The organism is Sphingobacterium sp. InxBP1 (assembly GCF_026191775.1).
Taxonomy (GTDB): Bacteria; Bacteroidota; Bacteroidia; order Sphingobacteriales; family Sphingobacteriaceae; genus Sphingobacterium; species Sphingobacterium thalpophilum.
In genome coordinates this window covers 331,083-353,906 of record NZ_JAINDX010000047.1, presented here as the reverse complement: position 1 = coordinate 353,906, position 22,824 = coordinate 331,083, and the positions used below count along the sequence as shown (strand labels likewise).

Sequence of the window (22,824 nt, the reverse complement as noted above, 5' to 3'; positions counted from 1 at the left end):
AAAGTTTTGCTGCAATAGTTCATAACAGGTCTTATTCATATTGGCTACGTGTTGGCTTAAATAAGAAGCATATATCTCGGCATGATAATGATTCTTCACTATGAAGTTAGAAAATTAAACACAATAAAAAAAGGCTTGATGAAAAATTTCTCAAGCCTTTTTATTTTATTTAAGAAACGATACTAGATATCGATCTTCGCGTAACGCGCATTTTTTTCTATAAATTCACGTCGGGGAGCAACCTCATCGCCCATCAGCATGGAGAAAATACGGTCACATTCAGCTGCATTTTCAATGGTGACCTGACGCAGGGTACGTGTTTCAGGATTCATCGTGGTTTCCCAGAGCTGTTCTGCATTCATCTCTCCCAGACCTTTATAACGCTGTACATGAACGCTGTCTTCTTTACCTGTACCTTTTAACCGTTGAATAGCATTGATGCGCTGATCTTCATTCCAGGCATACTCATGTTCTTTTCCTTTTTTCACCAAGTACAGCGGAGGTGTTGCGATGTATACATACCCTCTTTCGATTAGCTCTTTCATATACCTAAAATAGAAAGTCAAAATCAGTGTAGTAATGTGCGAACCATCCACGTCCGCATCGGTCATAATAATGATGCGGTGATAACGTAATTTTTCCAGATTCAGCGCTTTTGCATCTTCTGGCGTCCCGACACTCACTCCTAAAGCGGTAAACATATTTTTGATCTCTTCATTTTCGTAGATCTTATGTTCCATTGCTTTCTCCACGTTCAGGATCTTACCGCGCAATGGCATAATGGCTTGATGTTTTCTATCGCGCCCGGACTTGGCAGTACCACCGGCGGAATCTCCCTCGACAAAATAAATTTCACATTTTGTGGGGTCGTTATCTTGGCAGTCTGCCAATTTACCGGGTAATCCAGATCCTCCCATCACGGTTTTGCGCTGTACGAGGTCGCGGGCTTTGCGAGCAGCCGCGCGCGCCTGAGCGGCAATCACCACCTTTTGGACAATGGCTTTCGCTTCACGGGGGTTTTCTTCCAGATAGACACCCAAAATTTCTCCTACAGCGACATCAACCGCTCCCATTACTTCAGAGTTACCCAATTTGGTCTTCGTTTGACCTTCAAATTGAGGTTCGGCAACTTTAACAGAAATAACAGCGGTCAATCCCTCACGGAAATCATCCCCAGTGATTTCAACCTTTAAGTTCTTAAGCAAACCTGACTTATCCGCATATGCTTTTAAAGTCCGTGTCAGACCACGGCGGAAACCCGCCACGTGTGATCCTCCCTCAATGGTGTTGATATTATTAACATAAGAGTGCACATTCTCCGAATAGGTATCGTTATACTGTAGCGCTAGTTCCACAGGAATCCCCTGTTTAATGCCTTCTACATAGATTGGTTCTGGTATGAGGGCCTGACGAGTGCCATCTAGAAACTTGACAAATTCTTTAAGACCGCCCTCAGAATAAAATGTTTCTTTCTTTTCGGAGCCGTCATCATTGGCTTCACGTTCGTCTTCCAGCGTTAAGCTGACGCCTTTATTCAAAAAGGCCAGTTCACGAAGACGGTTGGCCAAGGTGTCATAATTGTATACCGTGGTTTGCGTAAAGATAGTAGGATCAGGATGAAATGTTACAATAGTACCTGTTTTATCAGATACGCCGACTTCTTTCACATCGTACATCGGCTTACCGATTTCGTATTCCTGCTGGAATATCTTTCCTTCGCGATGTACTTCAGCTTTTAAATGAGTGGATAATGCGTTGACACAAGACACCCCTACACCATGCAGACCGCCCGAAACTTTGTAGGTATCTTTATCAAATTTACCACCAGCGTGCAATACCGTCATCACAAGCTCCAGAGCTGATTTGTTTTCTTTTTTGTTAATTCCTGTAGGGATACCACGACCGTTGTCCCGTACTGAAATGGAGTTGTCTTTATGAATCGTAACAAAAATCTCTGTACAATACCCTGCTACAGCTTCGTCGATTGAATTGTCTACTACCTCGTATACCAAATGGTGCAGTCCTTTGACACCGGTATCACCAATATACATGGATGGACGCTTACGAACCGCCTCTAAACCCTCTAATACCTGAATATTATCGGCCGAGTAGGTGGATGCATTTTTCTTTTCTTCGCTCATTGAAAACCTCTTAAATGTAATATTCAAAAATACGAAATTTAGCCCGATTTAACAAGCCTCCGGCTAAGTTTAAGCACATAAACGGAATCACTAAAATAGAGGGTAATTTCACTTTTTTGATACGAAAAATTAGAATTTCAATTTTTTTATGTTAGGTTTGTTTCAATAATTATCTGCAAATAACAAAAAGATGAACACTATAATCTCCGTTGTATCGAAAGTTTCCTTCGGCCTCTTGCTGGCCGGAGCCATTGTATCATGCAATCAGCAGGGAACAAAAACTTCCAGTGAACCTGCTAAAAATGACGCGAATGCAGTAAGCAAAGAAAGTCAGGACGGCAATAAAGATAAAATCGTTTATATAAATTCAGATTCTCTCTCAGAAAAATACCAGTATTTTAAAGACATCAAATCGAAGCTCGAAGGAAAGGTAAAAAAAGCACAAGCTGATTTACAGTCAAAAAGCACAGCATTTCAACGCGAGGTTGCTGAATACCAAAAAAATGCAGCCACAATGTCTGCTGCTGACAGACAGGCTACCGAACAAAAATTGGCCCGTAAACAAGACGAACTTGCCCGCCTGGATCAGACAGCCTCTTCTTCCATCGCAAAAGATGAATCGGATGAATTTAACAATGTTTATAACAAGATCACTGAATTCCTGAAAAAACATGCTACGGAAAATGGGTATAAACTGGTGTTAACTTACTCGAAGACTAATCCGACGGTACTCTACGCTGACCCTTCCTTGGAAATCACCAATGAAGTGATCAAGCAGTTAAACGAAGAATACAAATCTTCCAAAAAATAGAAATCACGGTTAGATAGAAGATATCACATAACCGAATAAAATAGGGCTGTTCAATATTTGTGAACAGCCCATTTTTTTAAAGGACCGCTGCATTTTTACGAACTCTCCCTGCCGACCCTTGAATGGATTGGAGCAAACAAAATTGTTTCTTATCTTGTCTTTGCAAAAATCAGATTTATGGTCAGAACAATTGTTGAAAAAGATATTGCCAGTTACGAGTGGATCGATATCTCCGAACCCACTACGGAAGATTTCGCATTCATCAAGGAACGATATGATCTCAATGAAGCATCGATAAAAGACTCCAGAGAACCTGAACATCTGCCTAAAATAGAAGAATTTGAGAATTATACATTTATTATTCTTCGGGTAATGTCTGATAATTTTAAAGAGAATTCTGACAGCATAGGCGAAGTTACAGACCGATTGACTATTTTTTATGGCAACGACTTTGTCATTACTGTCCATAAACGGCGTATTGAATTTCTGGAAAAACTTAAAAATATAGAGTTCACTTCCATCAAAACAAAAAATAGCCGGAAGCTTGCCGTCTTTATTACGACCGCTGCCGTCTTTACGTTCAGCAAGACGCTTGAACAGCTTTCCACACGAATCGATTCCTATGAGGAACTCATCTTTCTGAAGCGCATGAAGCAACAGCCCGTTCTAAAAAATCTGTATTTTATAAAAAGGCAGATTGATGTCGCCAGGAAAGTCATTTTTCTTTATAAAGAAGTTGTCGAACATTTTCATTCCTCATCCAAAAAAGATGTATATACACGTGACCTGAAGGATCTACAGATACGTACTTCGACCTTATATGAAAACCTATCGGAAAATATTACGCAGCTGCTGAATGTATTTTTTAATATATCATCGAATCATACCAATGAAATCATGCGCATCCTCACCATATTTTCTGTGTTCTTTATGCCGATCACTTTTGTGGCTGGGATCTATGGGATGAATTTTAAAAATATGCCAGAACTGGAGTGGTATTACGGCTATCCCATAGCCTTAGGAATAATGGTCGGGATATCATTAGCTATCTACCTCTGGTTTAAACGGAAAGGCTGGCTATAAGCCAACCTTTTTCTTTGCCGCTGTTACGATAAAGTCTTTAAGATAGAAGGGTTCAAAGTAGGCGACATCCTCAAACTGTTTAAGCCGAAACTTATTAGAAGCCAGCTCGGATAGGAAAGCCGCAGAATTTTTAAATTCCTTGTGCACGACAATATGATCCATCCCCCGAAATAGCTCGTCAAATTTATCTGCCCCCGAACCAAATAAATGGATACGTTGGTATGTATTCAAGAGTGCATCATAATGACTTTCATTAATGATTTCGGCTGAAGTATGTTTTATAAGTTCAGCTCTATCGTTGTAAACAGCTCCGTACACCTCCATTCGGCGTGCATCAATCATCGGAATATAAACTTCATTATCAAGCAGACCAAATTGCTCTCTATATCCCCAAAACAAGGCCTCTAGCGTGTTTACCGCTACCAAAGGTATGTCTAAACCGTAGCAGAGACCTTTCGCTGTAGATACGCCTATACGCAGCCCTGTATAAGAGCCTGGCCCCATGCTTACCGCAATTGCTGAGAGTTGACTAAAAGCACAGCCCGCTTCGTGCATCAACCGCTCCATTAAAACGGTAAGCTTTGCAGCATGGGCATTAGGCTCGTCAAGGTTTATGACTTCCAGTGTCCGCCCGTTTTCACTTAGGGCTACCGAACACACAGGAGTGGAAGTATCGATCTGTAATATTAAATTATTCATGGTTCTCTTTAAATCAAGGGACGGGATCATGTCCATGGCCACCCCAGGGATTGCAGCGTACGATTCGTTTTAAAGCCATTAAACCACCTTTAAATGGGCCGTATTTAACAATAGCTTCCTTACCGTATTGGGAGCAAGTAGGCGTATACCTGCAATTGGCACCCAAAAAAGGTGATAGAAACAGTTGATAGAAACGAATAATGGTCAGGAAAATAAAACTAAAAAAAGGTTTAATTCCTTTTATCCAAATAAGCTTGAGCACACTCATCCTGCAATTTTTTCAGCGTTTTATTCATTGCGGCATAAAACACATCAAAGGCTAAGATCTGTTTGCCGACGTATTGAATCGCCAGATACAAAGTTACATTATGTTCTATCAAAAAGGGAATTAAATCGTTTGATTTTTGTAAGCGATAGCTCTCTCGCAACATGCGTTTAATTGCATTTCGGTCGACCGCTCTTTTAAATCTACGCTTGGAAACGGAAATAATAGACTGACAGGGGGGATTTTTTTCAGTCTGCTGGCTGGTTTCAAAAATAAAAACTACTCTAAACGGATACAAAACAAAAGAAGAACCGCATTTAAAAAGCATATCGATACGCTTTTTCGCACACAACCGTTCTTCTTTTGTAAATGTATTTCTCATACGATGACTTAATCTTATCAGAAAAAGTTCCTATAAGCGGCCACCGATCCTTGTCAAAGACTAGCCTTTGTGACGGTATTCGTCAGACACTGTAAGACGTTTTCTACCTTTAGCTCTACGTGAAGCTAATACTCTTCTACCGTTTGCAGAGCTCATGCGCTCTCTAAAACCGTGTTTGTTTCTTCTTTTTCTTTGCGATGGCTGAAATGTTCTTTTCATGACGCTATTATGCTAATTTGTTCTTACTTCAATTAAATACAAAACTCCCCAAGAGGAATGCAAAAGTAAAGTTTATTTTAGATAAAAACAAACAATATTAAGAACATTTAAACTTTCAGTGAAAGAGGCGACCTAAAGCATTCAGCAATAAGACACTAACCGACGCAAACCAAAATAAAAAACAGGGGAATTAAGTTCCCCTGCGCGGATCGTAAATTCAGGACGACTCTGTTATTTGTTTTTCAGAATGTCTCTGATTTCAGTCAACAAGGTCTCTTCTTTCGTTGGTGCAGGAGGAGCTGCAGGTGCGGCTTCTTCCTTACGTTTCAAGGAATTCAAGGCTTTGATAACACAAAAAATACAAAATGCAACAATCAAAAACTGAATAACCACATTAATAAAGTTACCGTAATTAATGGATACCTCTGCCTGTTTGGCCGCTTCGTCTGCAGCTTTCAGGACAATTTTCTTCGACGAGAAATCAACTCCACCTGTTAAATATCCTATGGGCGGCATGATAATATCGTCAACCAATGATGTAACAATTTTACCAAATGCCCCACCGATCACAACACCGACAGCCAGATCAACAACGCTCCCGCGCATTGCGAACTCTTTAAACTCTTTTAAAAATCCCATATTAAACCATTTAATCTGTTAAAACTTAGTCAAAACTACTAATTGTCATATAAATCTAATCAAAATATAACAACTTTTATAATGCATTCATAATTGTCCTAAATTTTTATTTCTTAAGTCTTAGTTTCAAAAATAGAATCTAAAACGATATTCTTCAGTTTTTTATAAACTTAATTTGTTATATTTGCACGTTAACTAGGGCAAAATATCAGGATATATTGTATATTGATAGTACTTTAAATTTAAACGGTAACTAAAAAGCCCAGAATAAGATAAAGTATCTATGAAAAAGATTCTTATTGCAGACGACCATGGCATTGTACGATTAGGAGCTTCTGTCATCATCAAAGAAACCCTTAGACAAGCCGAAATCTTTCAGGCCGAAGATTTTGATGAAGTACTGGAAAAAATAACAGCAGAAGATTTCGATCTGTTATTATTGGACATTAACATGCCCGGAGGAAATAACATTAAGGTGGTTGAAGAGATTCTACAAATCAGACCGGGCATCAAAATTTTGGTTTTTTCTTCCTATGATGAATCGCTTTATGCATTACGTTATATTGAAGCAGGGGCCGCTGGCTATCTGAACAAAACGACGGCCATGGCCGAATTGAGCCACGCCATTTTGGCTATTCAGGAAAGGGGCAAATATATGTCCAGCAATGTGCAGGATCTGTACGTGCAGAAACTTACTCAAAGTAAATCTGAGTTAACCAAATTAAATCCTTTGGCCCGTCTATCTAATAGAGAAGTGGATGTGGCCAAGCAGTTGATCAAAGGCTTGGGAATTATCGAAGTATCGAGCTTACTGGAATTGAGCCCATCAACCGTAAGTACGTATAAGAGCAGGATATTTGAGAAATTAAATGTTTCCAATATACCCGAGCTCATCGAGTTATTCAGAATACACTCCAACAATTAAGAAGATCGTGTTGGAGTGCATTTTATGTTAAACCAGGTCATCCATAGTGACTACTGGGATATCCTTCACATTAAAATCTTTCAATGGCTCGGACTTTCGGTACGCATACCCCACCTCAGCTTCGAGATCCCATAACATCGGCGCCAAAAAGTTCAGACAAGTTGTGAAGCCCTGTACCGTCGCTGAAAAATCACCTGTGTCTTTCGAATTTTTAGCCTCATTTTCAATCTCAAAAGGACCATCGAAACCACGTTCCTGCAACAGGTCCACAAATCCACGCCAGTCCATGCTGTCTGACCCACCGAATCCGGGAAGCATCGCTTCATAATGGTGTCTGTCCCAGTCGTGCACGGGAATACTTACATTTGCTTTCTTCGCAAGTTCGGCATCGACGTGCTGCATGGGATACATGCCCCCCCAGTCTACACGGGCAGCCGTTTCCAGATTGCGCGTAGTCTTTACGTGGATTCGTTGCAAACGCTTGATATCCGTATTCCGGATCACCTCAATCGGATTCGTATTTTGCCACACATCATGTGAGGGATCGTAGATTTCACCGTGGGCCTGACTTGGTATCATTGCATACATCAATTTACGGGCAGCCAAAACAGCAGGCAGGTTATTATAAGTTGAACTGTAACGCGATGAACGCCAGCCTTCCATAGGGCAATTTTCATAAAGGATGGTCACTCCCAACCCTTCCGCATAGCGGACAATAGGTTCAAATATACGCTTGTACTCATCCAGATTCTTCTGAAATCCATCGATCTGATTACCAAGCTCGTGGTTATAACCGACAAAAGTACCCACTTTAACATTATTTTCATCTCCCCCAAGCAAATGGGCAATACGAATTAACTTTAATAGATGGTTTTGGTTTTTCACACGTTGCTCAGGATCTCCACCGATCATATTTTCAAAGGCTCCAAGAGAAAGCTTCAAGTCAGCTTGATTAAATAGTTCCAATGTTTCTTTCGCCTTTGCCGGTGTAAATCCATCGTAATCTAAATGTGTAGCTGTATGATCTTCTCGCGTACCATCTTTTCTAAACACGCAAAGATCTATCCCACCAGCACCGATCCGTTTTGTCGTTTGAATCAATTCAGGCAGGGACAATTTGTCAAAGGCAGAACTCATTACCCATACAGGGTTATTTAATTTTGTAGTCATAGCTTATATAATTGTATTGTATCGGTTTCTAAAGATACTAAAAAAGCCATCCGATCGAATGGCTTTTTTTGTTTTATGTCAATTACATTAATCTACATTGTCATGGAGAAAGGAATTATTTGGCCGGATTTCCGTGTTACCATCTTCAAAAGAAAGTGTAAAGCGGGACACCTGCGATTGCGAAGAATGAGGTGTATCTTCTAATGACATTTGCTTCCTTTTATATGCAGGCTCGTTTTCGAGTTCATGTAAACCGTTTGAAGACTTCAATTTCATGCTCAGCTCTTTCAAACGTAAAATACGTTCTTTGGTACGCACCAGCTGGTCCTCAAAGGAAACCTGTTCTTCTTCTACTTGTGGTAGTCCTACGTGTTCATTGGTTGTGCTGGAAGAAAAACTTGTCTTTTCTTCGTAGTCCGAAGCTGATGGAGTCGTGTACGAATCAAAGACAGTAGGCATTTGAAACTGAAAAACTGAGGGCGAGGTTTTTAACTGAAATTCGTTTTCATCAAATGACGCTTCCTCCTCGTATGCACTATCATGGCCTAGATCGTGGCGTATTACCTGCGGTTCTTCAACAGCCACTTGTTGCTGTACCGCATTTTTCGGAGCAGTGAACAGGTCAGATTGCAATGTATTGTTTGGGGTCGACGGATTATTTGTCGAAGGAGCTGCAGTTTCCACGCGGTGTACCGGAGTCACAAAACTATTTGTAGCAGGTGTTTCCTTTGGAGCAACCTGAGATACAGGCTTCACAAAAGAATTAACGGGCTCCGGTGTCAAGGGCATAGACACCTTTGTATTTTCACGTTCTTTGTCACGCTCTTCCGATGTCTGGAAACCTGTCGCGATGATGGTTACCGATAGCTCGTCCTCAAAGTTTTCGTCGATACAGTTACCCCAGATTAAATCCGCTGACAAACCCGCTTTCTCCTGGATGTAATCCGTAATGATGGCGACCTCATCCATCGTCACCTCTTTAGTTCCGGAAGTGATGTTCAACAAAATATAACGCGCGCCTTCGATTTCATTATCTTTCAATAATGGCGATGCCAAAGCACCTTCTACAGCTCTAAGCGCACGGTCTTCACCTTCAGCAACGGCATTACCCATAATGGCAACTCCGCTATCATTCATTACAGTACGAACATCCTTGAAATCGACGTTGACATAACCGGGGATAGTGATGATTTCGGCAATACCTTTCGCTGCAGTAGTTAAGATATCATCTGCTTTCGCAAAAGCGGCAGTCATGGTTAAGTTTCCAAAAATTTCGCGCAGACGGTCATTCGAGATCACCAGATAGGAATCCACATATTTACGCAGTTCAGAAAGCCCTTCTTCAGCCTGAGAGCGACGGCGCTTTCCTTCAAATGTAAAAGGAGTTGTGACAATAGCGACAGTGAGAATGCCCAGTTCTTTGGCTGCTTTGGCTAATACAGGACTTGCTCCAGTACCGGTACCGCCCCCCATACCTGCTGTGATAAATAACATCTTAGTATTGGTGCCCAACATACGTTTGATCTCTTCAATACTTTCGATCGCCGAATTTTCACCTACATCAGGATCTGCACCAGCGCCCATACCTTCGGTCAGACTTATCCCCAATTGAACTTTATTGGGAATCGGGCTCAATTCCAACGCTTGCGCATCGGTATTGCACACGATAAAATCTACCCCGCTAATCCCTTGTTTATACATATGGTTGACCGCATTGCCGCCACCACCGCCGACTCCAATAACCTTAATTATTGAAGATTGCTCTTTTAACATTTCAAACTGTATTGACATAACTTATCCCTATTTAACTTATAATGAACACGATACCGAAGTACGCCAAGCCCACTATATGTAATGTAATAATAATATAATTTCAACAAAAGTTTTCCACATTTGTGAAATTGTGGAAAACTTCAATCATTGTGGAAAACTTACTTTTTATCTAAAAAACTTGCATCATCAATCTCATTTCCATCCTTAATAAACCGTTTGAACCAAGATAGCAGTCCCTGCTCCTTTTGTTGCTGTTCGGACACTTCCTTTGTGGTCGCTGTAGGTTGTGACTTCTTTACCGGAGCAAGCATTTCCCTACGGCTATCTTCTTCCTCTTCGTGGGATTGAATACCTTTGATCAGCAAACCAATACTGGTCGCATACAAGGGGCTCTTGAGCTCTTCAAAAAGAGGCTTGGGCAGTACTTCGTTCTTGGATAGATATTCATTTGGGAACCCCACCCGACAATCGATTCCTGTGATATATTCGACAAGCTGCACAAGATGTTTTAGTTGTGCCCCACCTCCGGTGATAACGATACCACCAATAAGTTTATTCTCGTAACCGGACGATTTAATCTCATAGTATACGTGTTCGATAATTTCCTCCATACGGGCTTGTATGATATAAGCGAGGTTTTTGACGGAAATTTCCTTCGGTTCACGGCCTTTTAGTCCGGGTACACAGATCACTTCATTTTCTTTGTTCTCATCAGCCAGAGCAGATCCGAACCGTGTCTTTAACAATTCGGCTTGGGAGCGCAATACAGAGCAACCTTGACGGATGTCTTCGGTCACAATATTACCCCCAAGAGGAATAACGGCCGTATGACGGATAATACCCTCATGGAAGATGGCCACATCTGTCGTTCCACCACCAATATCAACTAATACAACACCAGCATTCTTTTCATCTTCATCCAATACAGCTTCAGAAGATGCCAACGGTTCCAGGATCAATTCAGCAACTTCCAAATTGGAATTATCAATACATTTCTTAATATTTTTGATATCGGTAACTCGTCCCGAAATAATATGGAAATTTGCTTCTATGCGACGACCGGCCATGCCGATGGGTTCCCGTATACCGGGTTCATTATCTACCGTAAACTCTTGAGGCAACACATGTATAATTTCTTCTCCTGGAGGCAGTACCAGTTTATACATATCCGAAATCAAGCGTTCGATATCTCTCCGAACGATTTCATCATCACCATCAGTCTTGGTAAATATTCCACGATGCTGAATACTCTTAATGTGCTGACCGGCGATCCCCACATTAACCACTTTAATATCCACATTAGACTGTGCCTCGGCTATTTCAACCGCCTCCAGAATACTTCCCACAGTTTTCTGGATGTTGGCGACAACTCCTCTGCTCACACCGGCAGATTCGGCTTTGCCCACACCTAATAGTTCAATTTTGTTTCCTGAGCTACGTCTCCCAACCGTAACACAAATTTTGGTAGTACCAATATCGAGTCCCACGATAATTGGGTTTTCTCTTTCAATTTCTGCTGCCTTTGAGTTCATAATTTCCTGTATTGTTGCTGTATTACTATAATGTATTATTTGCTATTTTTTTTGTTTGGTCATCCGAAAAACTCCAGTTTCCACGTTTTTCACAGATGATCTGACCCCCATATTTTACATTCACCACTCCATAAGCATTTACTCCGACTTTAGGCATTATCTGCGTATAGAATGTTTTTAATAATTCAAATTTCTGTTCCAAAGAATCCGCTGAGCCGACAATTAACTGCTGCGATCCCACACGGGGCACGAGCTCAATGTCCTGATCCGCGTTGACATAGATCTGCACAACCTGATTGCTCCACAATTCATCTTTCCCTATAAATTCAGCTACTTTCACCAGATCTTTTACCAATGGTGTCGATATGGTGTCCAGCGCTTCATTGTATCCTTCGGCGATGTTACCTGTTGCGACCATAATGTGCGGAATATACTTTAATGTGGTTGGTATCTTTAGTCCTTTTGGATCGACATAAAACTCTCGCCCATTTTTGTTGATAACCCGCATCACAGCCTCGCGCTGATCAATATGTATGCTTACAGTACCGTCCATATCCGAATGGACGCTGGCGTCCGCCACATAGGGCAGCTTTTTCAGGGTCTCCTCGACCCGATGAAAGGGAATATCATTGACTTTTTTCCCGACAAAGTTTCCATAATTCTGTTTGATCATCTTGGAAATATCTGCTTGGTCAATAAAAGCTTCTGTCCCCTCAATAACAATTTTCACTTCTTTACAAGGCTGCTGTTCGTCACGTTTCCCCACAATTGTCATAATCACGACCACAACGATCACCCCAATAAAAAATAGGGTAAAGTAGAGGACACGATTCCATTGTATGTCACGCAATTTTTTAAGCATGCTCAAAAATCTCCTGTAACGGTTTTACCAATTTATCAATATCGCCAGCGCCGACTGTAACGAGAAGTTCCGGCTTTTCATTCCTTGCAAAGTCAAGAACCTCTGCCGCAGTTGCAATCCGCTTTTGCGGCGCCGTAATTTTCTCCAGCAGCCAGCTTGAGTTAACGCCCTCAATCGGAAGTTCCCGTGCGGGATATATTTCCATCAACAACAGATTGTCTGCCATGGACAGCACCTCGGCAAACCCGTCCACGAAATCCCGTGTACGGGTAAACAAATGGGGCTGAAAGACCACATTTAGTTTCTTTGCTGGATACAGCTTTCTCATTGATGTCAGAAACGCACGCAGCTCTTCGGGGTGATGGGCATAGTCATCAATATAAATGGCTTCGGGCCTACGAACGATATATTCAAATCTTCTTTTAACTCCTTTGAAAGTCGTCAACGCTTTTTTGATGGCCGCGTCAGAAATATCCAATAACCTTGCGACCGTGATAGCAGCGACGGCATTTTCCACGTTGTGAATTCCAGGAATACCCAAATGAATGTCTTCGATTTTTCCTTTAGCATCCTGATAGTCAAAGAAGAACTCGCCATCACGGACGTGCACATTAGATGCATAAGCATCGGCAGCCTCCTGGCCAGAATAGCTGATCTGTCCTTTAAATTCAAGCCCTTTCTTTATGATCCGGGTACCATCTTCCACCACTTTATCCAAAAACAGCTGAAAAGATTCGAGCAAATGGCTCTTATCACCGTAAATATCCAAATGATCGGCATCCGAAGACGTCACAATGGCTATATTGGGATGCAGCGTCAGAAACGAACGGTCAAATTCGTCTGCCTCGACTACCACGGTATTGTTGTTACCATAGAGTACATTCGTTTCATAATTCGAGCTGATACCACCTAAAAAGGCCGAGCAATCGTAACCAGAGTCTTTTAGCACATGAGCAACCATCGTTGAGGTGGTCGTCTTGCCGTGGGTACCTGCAACGGCAATGGTATATCTGCTCTCACTTATGATACCCAGTACTTGGGATCTTTTATAAAGTATATGTCCCCGCCCCTCAAAAAAAGCCTTGATCTTGGAATCTTTTGGAATCGCTGGGGTGAAGATGACCAGTGTAGCCTCGCTCACGTTGTGAAAAATGGGATCAATAGTCTCCACATCATCTTGGTAAACAATTGGAATCCCTTCCTTGACCAGCGTCCTGGTCAGTTCTGTCTCCGTCCGATCATATCCACACACCACACAGCCCAAATGCTTAAAATAGCGTGCCAGGCCACTCATGCCTATTCCGCCTATTCCAATCAAGTATACTTGTTTTATTGCATCCAGATTCATACCTATCCTCGATTTTTATTTGCTAATTGATAAACTTCGGCAGCTATCTGCTTATCTGCATCCAACTTTCCTAGCTTCTTTATCTGCTCGCCTAACCCCGCAGCCTGTTGATGATCCTTTAATAATTCCAGGGCAGCCGGAATCAAATCTTTCTCCGCATCCCCATCCTTAATCAACACGGCTGCCTGCTTGTTGACCAAGGCCATCGCATTCTTAGTCTGATGATCTTCGGCAACATTCGGTGAGGGGACCAAAATCACCGGCTTACCAATTACACACAACTCAGAAATAGTTCCAGCACCTGCCCTGCTAATAATTAAATCGGCTGCTGCATAGGCGTAATCCATCTTCTGAAGGAAGGCCATCATCTTGACATTACCTGGAATTTTTCCTTCCAATTGAGCACGCAGCCCTTCTATATAAAAACTGCCACATTGCCAGATAAGCTGTACGTCTTCATCACGCAATAAGTCCAAATAGGCGACAACGCTTTCATTTAATGTTCTCGCGCCTAAACTACCACCAAGAACCAGAATTGTTTTTCTGCTCTGCTCGAGACCAAAGAAGGCTATCGCCTCTTCTCTTTTCCCCGCGATATCAACAGACTCTCTTCGTATCGGATTACCTGTCAGCAACACTTTGTCCGCTGGAAAAAATTGATCCATTCCTTCATAGGCAACACAGATGCGGGCGGCCTTAGCACCTACTTTTTTGTTGGTGACACCGGCGTATGAATTCTGTTCTTGTACCAGAGTCGGAACACCGACTTTATTTGCTGTCATCAATAACGGTCCTGAAGCAAAACCGCCCACACCGACAGCAACATCCGGTTTAAACTCCCGGATCACTTTTTTGGCCTTATTCAGACTCTTCATCAATTTAAATGGCAAAAGGATATTTTTCCAGAGCTGCTTTCTATTGATACCCTGAATATCCAGTCCAACAATGTCATACCCCGCAGCAGGCACTTTATCCATTTCCATACGGCCATTGGCACCCACAAATAAAATCTCATTTGCAGGATCCATCGCTTTCAACGCATTTGCAATTGAAATCGCCGGAAAGATATGTCCTCCGGTTCCACCCCCACTTATGATTACACGAATTGCCATGCTTACTCTATTAGGCCGGAATTGAGCCGATCACCACTTTCTTGGGTTTCGCTTTTTCTTCCAACTGTTCTTTTCCTTTTAATTCTTCAATATTTCTGCTCACACTTAGGATAATCCCTAGTGCTACACTAGTGAATAAGATTGATGTACCGCCCATACTCACCAAAGGAAGCGGTACACCGGTCACAGGCCCCAGACCAACCGCTACAGCCATATTGGCCAGCGCCTGTATAGTCAAACTAAACCCCAGCCCTGCAGCCAAAAACGTCCCAAACGCTTTAGGGCTCATGGTCACAATACGGATGCAACGATACATAAACGCCAAGTATAGGAAGAGCAGAATAACACCACCAATAGTACCATATTCTTCAATAATAATGGCGTAAATGAAATCTGAATATGGATGGGGCAACACATTACGCTGCACACTATTGCCCGGCCCCTTACCCAGCAAACCGCCTGTTGCAATCGCTATTTTCGCATTGTTCGCCTGATAATTTTTGTCATCTTGGAAGGATACTGTTTTCTCTACTTTTTCGGTCTGGAAAAATGATTTCACCCGACTGATATAGGTCGCCCGGCGCGGACCGAAAAAAATAACCATCAACAGCAGCACTCCGCCACCACAGCAGACAATCGCAATCTGCTTAAACGAAATCCGGCCGATCAGCAATAAAAGTACACTCACACCAAACAACATTAATGCTGTCGAAAGATTCGCCAAGGCGATCAGAATAAAAACGCCACATACAGAGCCCATGATTGGTAGAAAGGATTTTTTAACATCCTTTATCTCTTCCTGCTTACGGGACAACATGCGTGCGAGAAAAACAATAAGCGATAGCTTAGCTAAATCCGAAGTCTGGAACGTCAATCCAATACCGGGTATGGTCAGCCAGCGGCTGGCTTCGTTCACTTTACTTCCAAAAAGTAAAGTGAACAAAAGCAAAGGGATCGTTATTCCCATCATTATTTTTGAAATACCCGCATAATAGCGGTAGTCCAGCTTGTGAGAAAGATACATCAGCACAAAGCCTATGGCAATGATGGAAAAATGCTTTAACAGATACATTTCCGTACCCTTACCTTCCTTATAGGCCAAGGTGCCGACCGAACTATATACAGCCAAAAGAGACCATCCCGAGAGGATAATCACTATGATCCATATCCATCGATCACCTTTCAATTTAGACATTATGTTCTGTAGCATATCCTTATTCCTGTGGGTTATACTTTTATAATTCCATTACTGCCGCTTTAAACTTGTCCCCCCGGTCTTCATAATTTTTAAACCAGTCAAAACTTGCACAAGCCGGAGACAATAATACCGTATCTCCTTTTTGCGCCAGATGAGAAGACAGTACCACTGCGTCCTGCATAGAGGTACTATTGACAATAATCTCCACATCCTGCTCAAAAGCCTCGTGTATAGCTGCAGTATCTTTGCCTAAGCAGACAATCGCACGTACTTTCTGTTTTACCAGATCAGCTAGCATGCTATAATCGTTCCCTTTGTCAACCCCCCCCAGCAACAACACAATTGGCGTGGAAAAACTTTCCAGTGCATACCACACTGAATTGACATTGGTAGCCTTTGAATCATTGATATAATTTACACCACCGATACAGGCCACATGCTCCAGACGGTGCGGAATATTCACATATGAACCCATGCTCTCCTTCATCGCTTGATTCCTCAACTCCTGCACTTTTGCAATCAATCCAGAAGCCATGCTATTATAAATATTGTGCTTCCCCTGCAATGACAATTCCTCAGTTTTCATAGTGAACGTATCGTTATTTGGTGTATTAATAATCATTGTTTTATTGGCGGCCAAATAAGCACCCAATTCAACAATCTGCTCTTGTGTAAAAGGCAAATAAATCCCCTTACTATGATGCCTATCCAATCCCTTGACGGTCTCAGGATCGTCCAGACAATATATAAAGTAATCTTTCTCCGTCTGATTCCGGATTATTCTGAATTTTGAATCGACATAATTTGTCATTTTATGATCATAACGATCCAGATGATCCGGGGTAATATTTAGTATCACAGCAATATCTGCCCTAAAATGATACATATCATCCAGCATGAAGCTGGATATTTCCAGCACATAACAGTCAAAATTCTCTCTAGCAACCTGCAGGGCAAAGCTTTTTCCGATGTTACCTGCCAAACCGACGTTAAGCCCGCCATGTTTGAGCATTTCGTAGGTCAGCATGGTTGTTGTCGATTTCCCATTGGAGCCTGTTATACAAATCAATTTAGCTTCAGTAAATTGTGCTGCAAACTCGATCTCGGCTACTACAGGAATATTTTTTTCCTTCAGTGCGACAATCAGCGGTACAGTTTCCGGAATTCCGGGACTTTTTACCACAAGAGCTGCATTCAATATTCGTGATTCTGTGTGACTGCCTTCCTCGAATGCAATTCCCTCAGCCACCAATTGGGCCTTATAATGATCCGCAATAAGCCCTTTATCTGACACAAATACGTCATACCCCTTCTCTTTTCCAAGGATAGCGGTACCAACACCGCTCTCACCTGCCCCTAAGACGACGAGATTCCCAGACTGTGGATAATATGTGGTTGCGATATTTGGCATCGTTATCTAATTTTCAATGTTACAATAGTCAAAATGGCCAGTATAATACCAACAATGACAAAGCGCGTTACAATTTTCGCCTCGTGGTAGCCTTTTTTCTGAAAATGATGGTGCAAGGGCGACATTAAAAAAATTCTTCTCCCCTCGCCATATTTCTTTTTGGTGTATTTGAAGTAGGAAACCTGCAGGATAACGGAAAGATTTTCCAATAAAAAGACACCACATAAAATTGGAATCAATAACTCCTTACGGATCAGAATGGCGAAAGCAGCAATGATGCCGCCAATAGCCAAACTACCTGTATCCCCCATAAACACCTGTGCCGGATAGGTATTATACCACAAAAAACCCACGCAGGCACCTACAAATGCTCCGGCAAAGATCACAAGCTCGCCCGAGTTGGGGATATACATGATGTTCAGGTAATCCGAAAAAATCACGTTACCCGACACATAAGCCAAGATCGCCAGGGTCACCCCGATGATAGCCGAAGTACTCGTAGCCAAACCATCAATTCCGTCTGTGATATTGGCACCATTGGAAACCGCCGTTACAATAAAGATCACGACCACCAAAAAAACTACAAACGTCAGGTAATCGCTCTGCAAGCCAAATACTTTGAACACTTTCGCATAGTCAAACTCATTATTTTTGTAGAACGGGATATTTGTTTTGGACGATTTTACATTTTCTGCATATGTTTTTTCACCGGTCCCCTCATTAATAACTACCTCCACTGGCTTGGTGGAAGTAGGCTTATCCACACCCTTACGTACGACGATATCCGGATGAAAGTACATGGTACACGCAATGATCGCTCCCAGCCCCACCTGGCCAACAACTTTAAACTTTCCGGCCAGACCTTCCTTATTATGCTTGAACACTTTGATATAATCATCCAAAAAACCGATAGCACCCATCCAAAGTGTGGTTATGATCATGATAATGACATATACATTGGTAAGTTTGGCAAATAGCAATGTGGGAATCAATATTCCGGCAATAATGATAATTCCACCCATAGTCGGTGTACCAGCTTTCTTTTTCTCTCCTTCCAGTCCCAGATCACGAATTGTCTCCCCCACTTGTCTATTGTGCAGGAACTGGATCAATCTCCCCCCAAAAACCGTGGTAATAATCAAAGAGACAATTACAGCCATGGACGTCCGAAATGAGATGTACTGAAACAATCCCCCTCCGGGTATATGAATGTATTCGCTCAACCACGTAAATAGATGGTACAACATATTTCTATTTTTCGTTAAATGTATTCTCTAAAACTTCTTTATCGTCAAAATGATGCTTCACTCCGTTCACATCCTGATACTTTTCATGACCTTTTCCGGCGACCAGAATAATATCACCCGGATTGGCCAGCTGAAAAGCAACTCTTATCGCTTCTTTGCGGTCGGCGATAGATAACGTTTTCACCTTTTGATCCGCCTCTACCCCTGCCTCGATATCTTTGATAATCTGATAGGGATCTTCTGTGCGCGGATTATCGGAGGTAATCAAAAAGCGGTCACTATAGCGCAGCGCCGCCTGCGCCATCTCCGGTCGTTTGGTCTTATCACGGTCCCCGCCACAGCCCAATACCGTAATGATTTTTTGCTCCGGCCTACGCAGCGAACTAATGGTTTTTAGCACATTTTCCACAGCATCAGGTGTGTGCGCGTAATCAACGATTCCAAATACACCATTGGCTGATTTTACCGTTTCAAACCGGCCTTCAGCCCCTGTCAGAGTACTCAGCGCAGTCAATACCTTGACCGTTTCCTGCTCCAGCAAGATAGCTGTCGCATAGGCTGCCAACAGGTTATACGCATTAAAATCACCGATCAGTTTTACCCATACCTCCTGCCCGTCTATGCTCATCAGCATACCATCAAAATGACTTTCAATCACTTTCGCTTTAAAGTCAGCCCCTGAACGCAAACCGTAACTCTTTTTATGAGCCACCGTATTCTGTAACATCACACGTCCATTCCGGTCGTCGGCATTTGTCAGAGCAAACGCATGCGCATCTAAATCATCAAAGAACTTCTTTTTCGCTTTGATATAATTATCAAAGGTTTTATGAAAATCGAGATGATCGTGTGTGATATTCGTAAATATGCCGCCGGCAAATACCAATCCTGCGACCCGTTCCTGCACTACAGCATGTGAACTGACTTCCATAAAAGCATAATCACAACCATCATCGACCATTTCCCGCAAAAGACCGTTGAGCTGGATCGGATCCGGTGTTGTATGTGTTGCCGGTATTATTCTCGTACCGATCTGATTTTGTACAGTCGACAATAAACCTACGTGATAGCCCAATTCCGTAAACAGCTGAAATAACAGTGTCGCCACAGTAGTCTTGCCATTGGTTCCCGTTACGCCGACCAGTTTAAGCTGTTCAGATGGATTACCATAATAATTGGCAGATGCAATACCTAGGGCATACGCAGAATCCGCCACCAGGATATAGACAACCGAGTCCAGTGTTTCTACTGGCAGCTCCTCCACAATCACTGCGCGGGCACCGGAAGTGATCGCTTTATCAATGAATAAATGACCGTCAGTTTGGACACCTCGAACAGCGATAAACAAACTCCCCAGCTCCACCTTCCTGGAATCAAAGCACAAAGAGTGCACGTTAACCTCTTCGAGGTTACCCACCACCTGTTGCACAGGGATAGCATGCAATACCTTTTTTAAATCCATCGTTACTTAAGTTCTAAATTTACCGTTGTCCCAAATGGCAACCGCTGCCCGACTGTTAATGATTGCGTTATTACTCTACCTTTCCCTGAAACATGCGTTTTAAATCCTGCATTCTCCATCACATATAAGGCGTCCATCAGCCCCATTCCCAAAACATTAGGAACAACCCCTTCTTTATATTTCAAATCCATAAAAGGCACCCCTCTGTTGGACGTATCTATCGATCCTCTTGCAATCATATTCCAGTTTACCGTACCGATCCCAAGTTTTTCGTATACCTTTTTACTCGCTTCCCGCGAACCTTGCAAGGTTAACGGCAATCGACCACCTACATTAACCGCTTTAAACGTTTTTTTCCCTTGCATCTCCATATCATTGGCATAGACCATATCTGCGAGTTCTTTAAAAACAGGCCCTGCTACCGAACCACCATAGTAACCATTCCGCGGATTTCGGATCACCACAATAATGGAGTACTTCGGATCCTCGGCTGGGAAATACCCTGCAAACGAGGATTGATACCGTCTGGCACCATAACCCCGTGCACCGTCCGCCATCTGCGCCGTCCCCGTCTTACCACCGGAGGTATATAACGGACTCGCAACACTTCGTCCTGTACCCTCAGTCATTACACCTTCCATCATCCCTCTCACTTGAGCCAGTGCCTGATCGGAAGCGATCTTGTCGTTAAGCACTCTGGCCTTGAATGTCTGAATCGTATTGCCTAGATGCCTAATCTCCTTCACGAATAAAGGTGCAATCAGCTTACCGTTATTCGCTACTGCATTGTAAAACGTTAATGTCTGCAATGGCGTAATCTTCATTTCATAGCCATAAGCCATCTGCACCAAAGAAAGTCCGCTCCAGCTTTTGCTTTTAGAGGTCTTCACTAGCGGAACCCCTTCTCCAGGAATCTGTAGACCCAAAGTTTTTCCAAATCCAAAGGAATACAGTTTCGAGGTAAACTGATCAGGATTATCCTTATAAGCCTGGTAGACAAATTTCGTAACCCCGACGTTCGACGATTCCTCAAAAGCTCTCTTTGCACTGATCACAGACTTTTTAGGCGCATGCGAATCTCTAATAGTATGCTTATAAATCGGCCACGTACCATTTCCGATATTAACCGTTGTACTGGAGTCAATTTTTTTATCATCTATCAATGCTAGATAGGAAGCTAATTTGAATGTTGACCCCGGATCAGCACTCTGAGCAATAGCCAGGTTGAACTTCTCCCGATAGACCCCATCCTTATCACGCATGAAATTTGCAACTGCCCGCACCTCACCAGTTTTGACCTCCATCATCACCACACAACCTTCATCTGCATTGCTGATGATCATCTGCTTCTCCAATGCCCGTTGCGCCATATCCTGCATATTCACATCGATTGTAGAGATGATATCCGACCCATCAACCGGTGCTACCTCAATATCTCTGTTAACCGGAATCCAGACCCCACCAGCAATACGCTGCATCAATCGCTTACCGCTTTTTCCGTCAATATACTCACCGTAAGCACCCTCCAGCCCCACATGTATATTTTCCTTTACATTTTTATAGCCTATGGTCCGTGCCGCAAGATTCACAAAGGGCAAAATCCGCTTATTGTTCCTTTCTGTAATCAGTGCAGCCGGATACCGGTCTTTACCGACACGGGCAGCCTTAAATAGTGGAAACTGCTTCACTTTTTTCAAATCCTGATGCGACACATTACGTTTAATCAGTACATAACGCTGCTTTTTATTGCGTGCCTGTTTTAATAATGTCAAATATTGCCGCGATGATTTATCCTTAAAAAATTCAGCGAGCTTAATAGCTAACGAATCCACTTTTAGATTGAAGTAATCACTATCCTCTTCCGGAACAGCCATGGCATCAAAACGAAGCTCATATTCCGGAACAGAAGTAGCCAATAAGCTGCCGTCGTTGGAATAAATATTCCCACGTGCCGCTTCCACCTCACGCTCCTGAATAGAAAGACTATCTGCCAGAGCTCTCCAATGCTGCCCATCTACATACTGCAACTTCAGCATTTTTCCAAACACCAGAAATGCAAGCAGCACAATAAGTCCAAAGGCAAAATAGACGCGTACAAGAATCGTATTTCTGATGCTCATAATTCTCTATTTATCTTCTTTTTTCTCTATTACTTCGATCTTGATCGGTGGCTCCAATCGTTCTTTCAGCCCCAAAGAATCCACCCGTTTCGCAATCTCCGTCTGGGTAGACATTTTCATGAGTTCGGCAGAAAGCGACTTATGGTCCCAGCCCAGTTCTTTGACCTCTTTGCTCACTTTATCGATGCTTCGAATGGTCCGCTCCGCAAAATGACGATTTGAGATATACAACAGCATAAGAAAGGCGATAAAAGCTCCGAAAGGCAGATACTCCAATATTTTGTTTAAGGAAAGGTCTCCAACGGTAAAAAGCGTTTTAATAAACGCTTCTGTTTCCTCTGCCTTTTCCTCAACAGTTTCTTGTAGTTCATCCTGAACTTCTTCGCTCAATTCTTTCTGTCTTATTGTATTCCTGCTCATCTTTC

The 22,824-nt window shown here is 42.5% G+C and carries 21 protein-coding genes; 3 read left to right on the top strand and 18 right to left on the bottom strand.

The features are described 5' to 3' along the window. Positions 1-182 precede the first annotated feature (182 nt). Entirely contained in the window at positions 183-2,141 is a 1,959-nt protein-coding gene (gene gyrB / locus K7A41_RS17160) for a DNA topoisomerase (ATP-hydrolyzing) subunit B (RefSeq protein ID WP_028072314.1), read from the bottom strand. A gap of 190 nt (positions 2,142-2,331) precedes the next feature. Between gyrB and K7A41_RS17155 the strand changes: the two genes are divergently transcribed. Both K7A41_RS17155 and K7A41_RS17150 read left to right on the top strand, forming a co-directional pair. Further along, entirely contained in the window at positions 2,332-2,952 is a 621-nt protein-coding gene (locus tag K7A41_RS17155) for an OmpH family outer membrane protein (RefSeq protein WP_265714645.1), read from the top strand. Between the two features lie 177 nt (positions 2,953-3,129). Then, on the top strand, positions 3,130-4,035 hold the full coding sequence (locus K7A41_RS17150) for a CorA family divalent cation transporter (protein ID WP_265714644.1): 906 nt from the start codon (positions 3,130-3,132) through the stop codon (positions 4,033-4,035). Here the strand turns inward: K7A41_RS17150 and tsaB are convergent. From tsaB to mscL, 5 genes are all read right to left on the bottom strand, one after another. Continuing rightward, on the bottom strand, positions 4,030-4,734 hold the full coding sequence (gene tsaB / locus K7A41_RS17145) for a tRNA (adenosine(37)-N6)-threonylcarbamoyltransferase complex dimerization subunit type 1 TsaB (RefSeq protein ID WP_265714643.1): 705 nt from the start codon (positions 4,732-4,734) through the stop codon (positions 4,030-4,032). The two genes, K7A41_RS17150 and tsaB, sit on opposite strands and share 6 nt — an antisense overlap. A 13-nt stretch (positions 4,735-4,747) precedes the next feature. Then, positions 4,748-5,002 carry a membrane protein insertion efficiency factor YidD gene (gene yidD, locus K7A41_RS17140; RefSeq protein WP_265714642.1) on the bottom strand — a complete coding sequence of 85 codons (255 nt, stop codon included), beginning with the start codon at positions 5,000-5,002 and terminating at the stop codon, positions 4,748-4,750. Next, positions 4,965-5,381, bottom strand: a complete 417-nt coding sequence (locus K7A41_RS17135; RefSeq protein ID WP_265714641.1) for a ribonuclease P protein component — start codon at positions 5,379-5,381, stop codon at positions 4,965-4,967. The genes yidD and K7A41_RS17135 overlap by 38 nt, the downstream gene beginning before the upstream one ends. Positions 5,382-5,441: 60 nt before the next feature. Next, the gene (gene rpmH / locus K7A41_RS17130) at positions 5,442-5,600 is read right to left on the bottom strand and encodes a 50S ribosomal protein L34 (RefSeq protein WP_075991291.1); all 159 of its coding nucleotides are present in this window, start codon (positions 5,598-5,600) and stop codon (positions 5,442-5,444) included. A gap of 231 nt (positions 5,601-5,831) precedes the next feature. Continuing rightward, positions 5,832-6,239 carry a large-conductance mechanosensitive channel protein MscL gene (gene mscL / locus K7A41_RS17125; RefSeq protein WP_028072319.1) on the bottom strand — a complete coding sequence of 136 codons (408 nt, stop codon included), beginning with the start codon at positions 6,237-6,239 and terminating at the stop codon, positions 5,832-5,834. 283 nt (positions 6,240-6,522) lie between these two features. Between mscL and K7A41_RS17120 the strand changes: the two genes are divergently transcribed. Next, positions 6,523-7,164 carry a response regulator transcription factor gene (locus tag K7A41_RS17120; protein ID WP_028072320.1) on the top strand — a complete coding sequence of 214 codons (642 nt, stop codon included), beginning with the start codon at positions 6,523-6,525 and terminating at the stop codon, positions 7,162-7,164. A 27-nt stretch (positions 7,165-7,191) separates the two neighbouring features. Here K7A41_RS17120 and K7A41_RS17115 read toward each other — a convergent pair whose 3' ends face one another. From K7A41_RS17115 to K7A41_RS17060, 12 genes are all read right to left on the bottom strand, one after another. Next, positions 7,192-8,334: a sugar phosphate isomerase/epimerase family protein gene (locus K7A41_RS17115; RefSeq protein WP_265714640.1), complete on the bottom strand. Its 1,143-nt coding sequence runs from the start codon at positions 8,332-8,334 to the stop codon at positions 7,192-7,194. A gap of 87 nt (positions 8,335-8,421) precedes the next feature. Then, positions 8,422-10,125, bottom strand: a complete 1,704-nt coding sequence (gene ftsZ / locus K7A41_RS17110) for a cell division protein FtsZ (RefSeq protein WP_265714639.1) — start codon at positions 10,123-10,125, stop codon at positions 8,422-8,424. Between the two features lie 140 nt (positions 10,126-10,265). Then, positions 10,266-11,639: a cell division protein FtsA gene (ftsA, locus tag K7A41_RS17105; RefSeq protein WP_028072323.1), complete on the bottom strand. Its 1,374-nt coding sequence runs from the start codon at positions 11,637-11,639 to the stop codon at positions 10,266-10,268. Between the two features lie 25 nt (positions 11,640-11,664). Beyond that, positions 11,665-12,501 (bottom strand): cell division protein FtsQ/DivIB, encoded by an 837-nt coding sequence (locus K7A41_RS17100; protein WP_051607363.1) that lies wholly within the window; start codon positions 12,499-12,501, stop codon positions 11,665-11,667. Then, a complete protein-coding gene (gene murC / locus K7A41_RS17095) occupies positions 12,494-13,849 on the bottom strand; it encodes a UDP-N-acetylmuramate--L-alanine ligase (protein WP_265714638.1) in 1,356 nt (451 codons plus the stop codon). Before murC ends, K7A41_RS17100 begins: the two co-directional genes overlap by 8 nt. Positions 13,850-13,851: 2 nt before the next feature. Further along, complete coding sequence (gene murG, locus K7A41_RS17090) at positions 13,852-14,961, bottom strand: undecaprenyldiphospho-muramoylpentapeptide beta-N-acetylglucosaminyltransferase (RefSeq protein WP_265714637.1); 1,110 nt, start codon at positions 14,959-14,961, stop codon at positions 13,852-13,854. A 10-nt stretch (positions 14,962-14,971) separates the two neighbouring features. Next, positions 14,972-16,171: an FtsW/RodA/SpoVE family cell cycle protein gene (locus K7A41_RS17085; RefSeq protein ID WP_028072326.1), complete on the bottom strand. Its 1,200-nt coding sequence runs from the start codon at positions 16,169-16,171 to the stop codon at positions 14,972-14,974. Between the two features lie 25 nt (positions 16,172-16,196). Then, positions 16,197-17,570: a UDP-N-acetylmuramoyl-L-alanine--D-glutamate ligase gene (gene murD, locus K7A41_RS17080; RefSeq protein WP_265714636.1), complete on the bottom strand. Its 1,374-nt coding sequence runs from the start codon at positions 17,568-17,570 to the stop codon at positions 16,197-16,199. A 2-nt stretch (positions 17,571-17,572) separates the two neighbouring features. Further along, complete coding sequence (gene mraY, locus K7A41_RS17075; protein ID WP_028072328.1) at positions 17,573-18,817, bottom strand: phospho-N-acetylmuramoyl-pentapeptide-transferase; 1,245 nt, start codon at positions 18,815-18,817, stop codon at positions 17,573-17,575. A 4-nt stretch (positions 18,818-18,821) separates the two neighbouring features. Next, positions 18,822-20,279: a UDP-N-acetylmuramoyl-L-alanyl-D-glutamate--2,6-diaminopimelate ligase gene (locus K7A41_RS17070; RefSeq protein ID WP_265714635.1), complete on the bottom strand. Its 1,458-nt coding sequence runs from the start codon at positions 20,277-20,279 to the stop codon at positions 18,822-18,824. A 2-nt stretch (positions 20,280-20,281) separates the two neighbouring features. Beyond that, positions 20,282-22,399 (bottom strand): penicillin-binding protein, encoded by a 2,118-nt coding sequence (locus tag K7A41_RS17065; RefSeq protein ID WP_028072330.1) that lies wholly within the window; start codon positions 22,397-22,399, stop codon positions 20,282-20,284. 6 nt (positions 22,400-22,405) lie between these two features. Beyond that, positions 22,406-22,819 (bottom strand): FtsL-like putative cell division protein, encoded by a 414-nt coding sequence (locus K7A41_RS17060; protein WP_028072331.1) that lies wholly within the window; start codon positions 22,817-22,819, stop codon positions 22,406-22,408. Positions 22,820-22,824 lie beyond the last annotated feature (5 nt).

Excerpts from the sequence above, each read along its gene's own strand:
- tsaB (WP_265714643.1), bottom strand. The coding sequence starts at position 4,734 with ATGAATAATTTAATATTACAGATCGATACTTCCACTCCTGTGTGTTCG.
- K7A41_RS17155 (WP_265714645.1), top strand. The coding sequence starts at position 2,332 with ATGAACACTATAATCTCCGTTGTATCGAAAGTTTCCTTCGGCCTCTTG.
- K7A41_RS17135 (WP_265714641.1), bottom strand. The coding sequence starts at position 5,381 with ATGAGAAATACATTTACAAAAGAAGAACGGTTGTGTGCGAAAAAGCGT.
- murC (WP_265714638.1), bottom strand. The coding sequence starts at position 13,849 with ATGAATCTGGATGCAATAAAACAAGTATACTTGATTGGAATAGGCGGA.
- ftsZ (WP_265714639.1), bottom strand. The coding sequence starts at position 10,125 with ATGTCAATACAGTTTGAAATGTTAAAAGAGCAATCTTCAATAATTAAG.
- K7A41_RS17085 (WP_028072326.1), bottom strand. The coding sequence starts at position 16,171 with ATGCTACAGAACATAATGTCTAAATTGAAAGGTGATCGATGGATATGG.
- murG (WP_265714637.1), bottom strand. The coding sequence starts at position 14,961 with ATGGCAATTCGTGTAATCATAAGTGGGGGTGGAACCGGAGGACATATC.
- ftsA (WP_028072323.1), bottom strand. The coding sequence starts at position 11,639 with ATGAACTCAAAGGCAGCAGAAATTGAAAGAGAAAACCCAATTATCGTG.
- K7A41_RS17060 (WP_028072331.1), bottom strand. The coding sequence starts at position 22,819 with ATGAGCAGGAATACAATAAGACAGAAAGAATTGAGCGAAGAAGTTCAG.
- K7A41_RS17120 (WP_028072320.1), top strand. The coding sequence starts at position 6,523 with ATGAAAAAGATTCTTATTGCAGACGACCATGGCATTGTACGATTAGGA.
- murD (WP_265714636.1), bottom strand. The coding sequence starts at position 17,570 with ATGCCAAATATCGCAACCACATATTATCCACAGTCTGGGAATCTCGTC.
- K7A41_RS17100 (WP_051607363.1), bottom strand. The coding sequence starts at position 12,501 with ATGCTTAAAAAATTGCGTGACATACAATGGAATCGTGTCCTCTACTTT.
- gyrB (WP_028072314.1), bottom strand. The coding sequence starts at position 2,141 with ATGAGCGAAGAAAAGAAAAATGCATCCACCTACTCGGCCGATAATATT.
- K7A41_RS17115 (WP_265714640.1), bottom strand. The coding sequence starts at position 8,334 with ATGACTACAAAATTAAATAACCCTGTATGGGTAATGAGTTCTGCCTTT.
- K7A41_RS17070 (WP_265714635.1), bottom strand. The coding sequence starts at position 20,279 with ATGGATTTAAAAAAGGTATTGCATGCTATCCCTGTGCAACAGGTGGTG.
- K7A41_RS17150 (WP_265714644.1), top strand. The coding sequence starts at position 3,130 with ATGGTCAGAACAATTGTTGAAAAAGATATTGCCAGTTACGAGTGGATC.
- yidD (WP_265714642.1), bottom strand. The coding sequence starts at position 5,002 with ATGAGTGTGCTCAAGCTTATTTGGATAAAAGGAATTAAACCTTTTTTT.
- mraY (WP_028072328.1), bottom strand. The coding sequence starts at position 18,817 with ATGTTGTACCATCTATTTACGTGGTTGAGCGAATACATTCATATACCC.
- K7A41_RS17065 (WP_028072330.1), bottom strand. The coding sequence starts at position 22,399 with ATGAGCATCAGAAATACGATTCTTGTACGCGTCTATTTTGCCTTTGGA.
- rpmH (WP_075991291.1), bottom strand. The coding sequence starts at position 5,600 with ATGAAAAGAACATTTCAGCCATCGCAAAGAAAAAGAAGAAACAAACAC.
- mscL (WP_028072319.1), bottom strand. The coding sequence starts at position 6,239 with ATGGGATTTTTAAAAGAGTTTAAAGAGTTCGCAATGCGCGGGAGCGTT.